Genomic DNA, 7,297 nt, shown 5'->3' with positions numbered 1-7,297 from the left:
ACAATCCCCCGGGGCGGCCCCGGTGTCCCCCCACACCCCAACCGGGCCCCCCCCCCACCCGCGGGGGAGATCCTGCTCGGGGGCCACATGCGCTCGTCCACCCCGATGGCCTTCACCGCCGACGAGCGCTACTCCACCGCCGGCTGGTGAGCTTGGCCCGCGGCGGCGCGAAGTCGTGCTCCTCGGCCCAGGTCCCTCGACGATACGAGGGTTCGGGGCAGCGCAAGATCCACTTTGGGCACCGCACCCGCACCGGCGTGCCGAAGCACGGGGCGTCGTGCGGGACCTGGACGTGCCGGCCGTGACCGACCGCCCCCTTCACTCCGGACAGCCGGTCAGATCGGCGTCGGACTCGACGTCAAGCATCATCAGCCCCTGTCCGCCGCCCACGTCGGGGTGGCGGGTGACGTGGAGGACGTGCATGCCCTCCACGCTCGACAGCGATGCACGCGAGGCCTTCTCTTTGATTCAGTTGCTTGCTCTCCTGGTTGCTTGGTCGCTGCTGATTTTGGAAGGCCTCGCTCCGTCTCACTCGCGTCACGCCGTGGACCCGGACACCACGAGACGGCCCACTCAGGCTCATCCACGAGGGCCCAAAAAAGTTCGGACGGTGATGTCGAGAACCCGTGGCCGGCTCCGTCCCTGAGGTGAACGCGACCACAATGGGCCGCACGAGCACCGAGGAGAACCATCATGGCCAAGTACCTGCTGTTGAAGCACTACCGCGGCGCCCCGGCCGCGGTCAACGACGTGCCGATGGACCGGTGGACGCCAGAGGAGATCTCGGCCCACGTGCAGTACATGAACGACTTCGCGGCCCGGCTGGAGAAGACCGGCGAGTTCGTCGACGGCCAGGCGCTCGCCCCCGAGGGGGCGTGGGTCCGGTACGACGGTGAGGGGCGCCCGCCGGTCACCGACGGCCCGTTCGCCGAGACCAAGGACCTCATCGCCGGCTGGATGGTGATCGACGTCGACAGCTACGAGCGCGCCATCGAGTTGGCCGGGGAGCTGTCGGCCGCCCCCGGCGCGGGCGGGAAGCCGATCCACGAGTGGCTCGAGGTGCGCCCGTTCCTGGGCGCGCCGCCCACCATCTCGGAGTGCGCCTTCCATGGATGAGGCCCTGCTTCGGAGCCTCACGCCGAGCGTGCTCGGCATCCTCGTCCGCCGCGGAGCCGACTTCGCGGCGGCCGAGGACGCCGTGCAGGACGCGCTGGTCGAGGCGGTCCGGGTCTGGCCGGCCGACCCGCCGTGGGACCCGAAGGGCTGGCTGGTCACCGTGGCCTGGCGCCGGTTCCTCGACGCGACCCGGGCGGACGCCGCCCGCCGCCGGCGTGAGGATCTGGTCGAAGAGGAGCCGGCGCCCGGACCCGCGCCCGCGGTGGACGACACGCTCCAGCTCTACTTCCTGTGCGCCCACCCGTCGCTGACGCCGTCGTCCGCGGTCGCGCTCACGCTGCGCGCCGTCGGCGGGCTGACCACCCGCCAGATCGCCCAGGCCTACCTGGTGCCCGAGGCGACCATGGCGCAGCGCATCAGCCGGGCCAAGCGCACGGTCTCCGGCGTGAGGTTCGACCAGACCGGCGACGTCGCCACCGTGCTGCGCGTCCTCTACTTGGTCTTCAACGAGGGCTACTCCGGCGACGTCGACCTCGCCGCCGAGGCCATCCGGCTCACCCGGCAGCTCGCGGCCGCGATCGACCACCCCGAGGTGGCGGGGCTGCTCGCCCTCATGCTGCTCCACCACGCCCGGCGCGCCGCCCGGACCGCGCCCGACGGCGGCCTGGTACCGCTCGCAGAGCAGGACCGCGGCCGGTGGGACACCGAGTTGATCGCCGAGGGCGTCGAGATCCTGCAGGCGGCCCTCGCCCGCGACCGGCTGGGCGAATTCCAGGCCCAGGCCGCCATCGCGGCACTCCACGCTGACGCGCCCACCGCCGAGGAGACCGACTGGGTGCAGATCGTCGAGTGGTACGACGAGCTCACGCGCCTGACCGACAGCCCGGTCGTCCGGCTCAACCGCGCGGTCGCCGTCGGCGAGGCCGACGGACCGCGCGCCGGCCTGGCGGCGCTCGCGGCACTGGACGCCTCACTGCCCCGCCACGCCGCGGTGGCGGCGTACCTCCATGAGCGCGACGGCGACCTGGCGACGGCGGCACGGCTGTACGCCGAGGCGGCCCAAAAGGCACCCAACCTCGCCGAGCGCGACCATCTGACGCGCCAGGCTGCCCGGCTCAACTCCCACCGGTGTCGCTGACAGGTCGCGCTCGGAATTTCCCGCAGCACTCGGGCGGCCTGCTGTCCAGAGCGGTCGCCTCACAGTGAAAAGCGGCTCACCCAGGCTTGTCCACGAAGAGACCCCTTTCGCAGGGCCACGCTTGAGCAGGCGCGACTGGTCTTGTTCATGCGTGCCGGGGCGGTGGTCGGTCACTGGTACACCCCACCCGGGTGGGGTTTGGCCGGGGCGAGGAGCCGGCTGACGGTGACGAAGGTGTAGCCGCGGGCCTTGAGGGCGGAGATGATGCCGGGGATCGCGGCGACCGTGCCGTTGTAGCCGCGGTTGGTGGGGTCGACCCGGTCGTGCAGCAGGATGATCCCGCCGGGGCCGGTCTGGGCCAGGATCCGGTGGGTGATCAGCGCCGGGTCGGTGGTCCGGTAGTCGGATGCGCTGGCGCTCCACAGGATCTGCGCCATGCCGAGCTGTCGGCAGATCGCGGTGATGCTCACGCTCGTACGGCCCTGCGGCGGGCGCAGCAGGACCGGTCGGTAGCCGATGACCTTTGCCACCGCATCGCGGCCCTGGGTGATCTCCTTGCGCGCGTCGGCCGGGCTGATCTTTGTGAGGATCTGGTGGGACCAGGTGAGGGTTTCCACCTCGTGGCCTTCCGAGGCCATCCGCCTGACCGTCCCCGGGTATCTCATGACGTGGATCATGCCCAGCGTGAAGAACGTGGCGTGCACGCGGTACCGGCGCAGGATGTCCAGTATCCGAGGGGTGCGTACGCTCGGCGAGTCGTCGAAGGTGAGCGCCACGCACTTCGCCTTCCGGCAGTCGACGGAATCGCCGGGGCTCCGGACGGACCTGGCCGCCGCGCCGCTCGCCGACGACACCTGCTTCGTGACCCCGGCCCCCGCCGTGCCGCCGTCGACACCGCAGCCGGACAGGCCGAGCGCCAGCGCTGCCGCGGCCACCAGCGTGGCCGGCGCACGCATCCGGGATGAGGCCGTGGTCGTGTTCCGCACACATCGATCCCCGTCTGCCGGCGCAGCATCCCGGGTCCGCTTGGAACGGGAATCACCTCGATGAGATGAGCGGGACATATGGGAAATTTTAGTCCTGGCGTGCGCCAGGAGTCGGATGGCTCCGAGTCGAGAGGCCCGAGCCAGGGAGCCCGGACCGGGTGGTCTGCCGGCCCGCGATGAAGGCCTGCGCGGCTTGGACGCCGGAGCGGCGGTGGAGGGCTGAGCATGGCGTCGGCTCGCAGGTCCTGTTCAGGTCGGGAAGGGGACCCAGCGGCAGCAGGGTGCCGCAGCAGTGGGGTCGGGCCTCGGCCGAGGTCAGGGGCTTTCCATAGACCCGGCCCAGGCAGGACCCGGCCTGGAGCGGGCCGGTTCGGCGGGGCGGCGGTGGCCGTCGGGCAGCCGCACCCGACGGGCTTCCGCGATCTCGCCTTTCCGGGCCCCAGCGGCGGGGGTGCCGAGCATGGGTGCTGCGGCGGTGAGGTGGGCGAGCCAGTAGGCGAGCGGCACGCCCTCGCGCGGGGCCCAAGCCCCGCGGCGATGCCGGGTACCTGAAGTTGCTCGGCGACCTGATGGAGCCAGGCATGCCGGTCGGCGCCGGGGCGGGTCCGGTGCCGTCAGCCCAGGCTCGGCGGTGCCCAGTCGGCGTGCTGCAGGATGGCCCGCACGGTCGCGCGGGACGGGGCCAGGCGGAGGGCCGTGTTGCGCAGGGCCACGGCCAGGGGGTGGGTCAGTTGCTGGCCCATGCGGCCGGCCTGGCGCGCGGCACGGGCCACGGACTGGCTGCGCGGGCGGCGCTCGGCGTCGTAACGGGCCAGTGCCGATTCGACGGTGGGCTCCGTGGCAAGCGCGGCGGCCAGTGTGGCCGCGTCCTCCAGAGCCTGGCAGGCGCCCTGGCCGAGGTTCGGGGTCATGGCGTGTGCCGCGTCACCGACGAGCACGATCCGGCCTTCGGCGAAGGCGGGCAAGGGTGTCGCCAGCTCGTGGATGTCGTGGTGCAGGACGGCGTCCGACCGGGTCGCGTCCAGCAGCGCGGGGATCGGATCGTGCCAGTCGCCGAACCGGCGGCGCATCAGGGCAAGGGCGTCCGCATGCCGTATGCCCGGCGGCGAGTTGAGCACCGCGTGCCACTCGGCCCGGCCGTCGGTGAACGCGATGTGACCGAACTCGGCGCCCTTCCCCCAGGTCAGTTCGAAGTCGGTGCGCAACGACACCGGGTGCTCGGTGATGGCACGCAGGACTGTCGATCCGCTGTAGACGGGGCCGGGGTGGCCGGGGAACAACTGGCCGCGCAGCCGGCTGCTCACTCCGTCGGCCGCCACGACCAGGTCCGCATCCAGGACGCCGTCCTCGAGAGGCACCCGCACCCGGCCGGGGCCCGAGCGGTCGACGGACGTCACCTCGTGCCCGATGACCAGGCGGGAGGGAGGCAGAACCTCGCGCAGCACGCGGTGCAGCACGGCCCGGGGGATACCGACGATCGGTGTGCCCAGCTCACGCTCGAGCGCGGCCCCGTCCATCCGGGCGAGCCAGCTGCCGCCGGGAGTGCGGGTGCCCCCGGTGTACTGGGGCCGTGCGGCCGCGCGTACCGCTTCGCCGACACCGAGCACGTCCAGGGCGCGGATGCCGTTGGCGTGCAGGGAGATGCCCGCGCCCACGTCGGCCAGGACGAGAGCGCGTTCGACGACCGTCACTCCCCAGCCGATCCGGCGCAGGCCGATCGCTGCGGCCAGCCCGCCGATGCCGCCCCCGACAACCACTGCACTGCCGCCCATCCCCGGCCCCCTCTTCTTCCGCCCTGCCGCACGTCTTCTACAGATGTAGAAGGATGGTATTCCTCACCTCTACAGGTGTAGAAATGGGGGGTGCCTGACGATCGACGTACTGTCCTTGCCGACACGGCCATCGGAGTAATCGCCGATACCGGGATACGAGGACTGACCCACCGCGCGGTGGACCGGGCAGCGGGCCTACCGCCCGGCACCACCTCCGCCTACTACCGCACCCGCCAGGCGCTGCTCACCGCACTGGTCCGGCGCCTGGTCGCGCTCGACCAGGCGGAACTCCAGGAGATCGGGAGCCGGACCCCCGTACCGCGGAACGCAGAGGAACTGGTGGCGGGGATCGACGCCTTCGTCGAACGGCGGCTGACGGGGGAGGGACGGCGGCGCTCCCTCGCGCGCTACGCGTGCGCCCTTGAGAGCGTCCATCACCCCGAGCTGCGGGAGATCCTCGTGCCGCGCGAGAACGCGGGGCGACGGGTCGTACACGACTTCCTGGCCGCGCAAGGCTTTGCGGACGCCGAGGCCCGTACCGTCACGTTACTGACGTGCGTGGACGGACTGGTCTTCGACCGCCTGGTGAGCAGGGGAAGCGTGTCCGACCAGGAAATCCGCAGGCTGGTGGCGGCGGTGCTGCGGTAACCCGTCCCCCTGCCGTCATGGGGCCCGACTCCATGCCCGGCCCCCGGCATCTGATGGCTGGGTAAGGATCCGGGGGTGCGGAGGAGTTCGGACTCGGCCGCCCCGTCCCGTCCCGCTCTCGCTCTCGCTCTGCGAACGGTGAATCGACGCGGCGCCGTTCGGCAGCGTAGGCCGACAATGCCCCAGCCGCGGCGCTCAGCCTCCGAGACCACCTCTCCCCAGTCCGTGAGAAAGTCGGCAAACGACTCGAAGGTCGTGATCCATCCGCCGGGCTCCGCAGCGTGCTGCGTTGACGGTTGACGCAGAGCCTCCAGTTGCGGTATCGCCTGCCGCTGCCACCAGTCGGCGATCATCGCCACGTGATCGGGCGGACACCGCAGCAACAGTTTCGCGTCCCAGGTGTACGGCCGCTCGGGGAGCCCCGAACCGACCCCGGTGGTGTCCTCCAGGCGGCTCCAGAACAGCGCGTCGTCACGGCTCTCGGCCATCTCAGCAGCCCATGGGCCACCGGCCTTTGCGGGCCGGCTCGGGCTCGGCCGCGCAGACGCAGCGCCGCTACAAGGACGTCGCCCGCCTCTCGGAGGCATGGAAGGAGCGAATGAAAAGTCCGGCCTACCGCCACTCAGGTGATCCGGCCCGGTGCGCAGCCGATTGCGGCCTCGGCGAGCACGTCGGGTCACTCCAGGTCTGCGCAGCCTGTGGCACGACGGCGTGGAACTGACCGAATGCATCCCGCCGCCGGCTCCACGGGCGCGGTGAGCCGGTGTGCGGCCCGTGAACACCACGTCAGTCACCGGCCGCTGCCGCATGGGTTGTCGGAAGGGTCGGGCAGGGCAGGCCAACAGCGATTCTCGTCACCCGCTCCATCACTGAGGCCCAGGTCGGAGACCTGGGCCTTGTTGTGGTGTGCGGTGATCCTTGGCTGCGGCGGTGCGGGCCGTCCGGAGGGTCGCGTCAAGGCGGGCGGTACGGCGTCGCCCGCTGCGGCTCGGGCGCCGCACGGGCCTGCCGCTCCCGGCTCAGGGGCCTCGACCTGGTGGTGGCCGCCGCGGCTCGGTGCGACGCCGCGCCGATCCGAGCGCTCACCGCAGTTCGGCGAGGAACGGTGCCAGAGTGCGTGTCAGGGTGTTGTGCGGCTCGGCGGCGAACACCGGGTCGAGGTGGTTCATGCCGTTGTCCGTCTCGTAAGCCGCGTAAGAAATACGGGAGTTGGCGACGACCTCGCGGGCCGCCGACACGGTCGTTCCCTTGGCATAACTGGTCTGGAAGGCGTAGAGGGGGGTGTCCAGGGCCGACGCATGGTGCAGCCAGTCCCAGCGAGCGGGCCAGTTCGGTGTCCGTGTAGGGATCGGCGACGTCGAGGTCGACGGACAGCTTGGACGGCCAGTACCACTCCCATACGGCCGGCTCGGGGCCGCCCGCGTACGCCGCCGCGACGCGGCTGATCGGAGTGATTCCCGTGTCGACCCAACCGCGGAGGTCACCGTTGTCGGCGAGGTGCCCCGAGTGGATGCTGATGTCGTTAGGCCAGCCGAATCCGGTGTCCACCTTGCTTTCGGGCAGGGTGCCCGGTCCTTCAGGGCCGGGGTGAATGCCCGCTCCCGCGTAGCGGGGCAGGGGAAGGCGAATCGCCGTCA

The 7,297-nt window shown here is 71.6% G+C and carries 6 protein-coding genes; 3 read left to right on the top strand and 3 right to left on the bottom strand.

The window, feature by feature from the left end; genetic code table 11:
• Nucleotides 1-693: 693 nt before the first annotated feature.
• Together ABT186_RS40455 and ABT186_RS40450 are read left to right on the top strand one after the other, a co-directional pair.
• Nucleotides 694-1,116, top strand: a complete 423-nt coding sequence (locus ABT186_RS40455) for a YciI family protein (protein ID WP_351929336.1) — start codon at nucleotides 694-696, stop codon at nucleotides 1,114-1,116.
• Nucleotides 1,109-2,254 (top strand): RNA polymerase sigma factor, encoded by a 1,146-nt coding sequence (locus ABT186_RS40450; RefSeq protein ID WP_351929334.1) that lies wholly within the window; start codon nucleotides 1,109-1,111, stop codon nucleotides 2,252-2,254. Before ABT186_RS40455 ends, ABT186_RS40450 begins: the two co-directional genes overlap by 8 nt.
• Nucleotides 2,255-2,424: 170 nt before the next feature.
• Here ABT186_RS40450 and ABT186_RS40445 read toward each other — a convergent pair whose 3' ends face one another.
• Nucleotides 2,425-3,240 carry a polysaccharide deacetylase family protein gene (locus ABT186_RS40445; RefSeq protein WP_351237359.1) on the bottom strand — a complete coding sequence of 272 codons (816 nt, stop codon included), beginning with the start codon at nucleotides 3,238-3,240 and terminating at the stop codon, nucleotides 2,425-2,427.
• A gap of 614 nt (nucleotides 3,241-3,854) precedes the next feature.
• Nucleotides 3,855-5,012, bottom strand: a complete 1,158-nt coding sequence (locus ABT186_RS40440; protein WP_351237357.1) for an FAD-dependent monooxygenase — start codon at nucleotides 5,010-5,012, stop codon at nucleotides 3,855-3,857.
• A 90-nt stretch (nucleotides 5,013-5,102) separates the two neighbouring features.
• Between ABT186_RS40440 and ABT186_RS40435 the strand changes: the two genes are divergently transcribed.
• On the top strand, nucleotides 5,103-5,660 hold the full coding sequence (locus ABT186_RS40435) for a TetR/AcrR family transcriptional regulator (protein WP_351929332.1): 558 nt from the start codon (nucleotides 5,103-5,105) through the stop codon (nucleotides 5,658-5,660).
• 1,082 nt (nucleotides 5,661-6,742) lie between these two features.
• On the opposite strand, the gene ABT186_RS40430 is transcribed toward ABT186_RS40435, so the two are convergent.
• Nucleotides 6,743-6,898: a hypothetical protein gene (locus ABT186_RS40430; protein ID WP_351237353.1), complete on the bottom strand. Its 156-nt coding sequence runs from the start codon at nucleotides 6,896-6,898 to the stop codon at nucleotides 6,743-6,745.
• Between the last annotated feature and the right edge of the window lie 399 nt (nucleotides 6,899-7,297).

This window comes from Streptomyces sp. NPDC001634, assembly GCF_040298185.1.
Classification (GTDB): domain Bacteria; phylum Actinomycetota; class Actinomycetes; order Streptomycetales; family Streptomycetaceae; genus Streptomyces.
Note: the sequence above shows the minus strand (reverse complement) of the source record. Positions and strands in the feature narration are given on the sequence as shown.

Bases quoted from the DNA above. Each gene is read 5' to 3' on its own strand.
- ABT186_RS40455 (WP_351929336.1), top strand. From the start codon at position 694: ATGGCCAAGTACCTGCTGTTGAAGCACTACCGCGGCGCCCCGGCCGCG.
- ABT186_RS40450 (WP_351929334.1), top strand. From the start codon at position 1,109: ATGGATGAGGCCCTGCTTCGGAGCCTCACGCCGAGCGTGCTCGGCATC.
- ABT186_RS40440 (WP_351237357.1), bottom strand. From the start codon at position 5,012: ATGGGCGGCAGTGCAGTGGTTGTCGGGGGCGGCATCGGCGGGCTGGCC.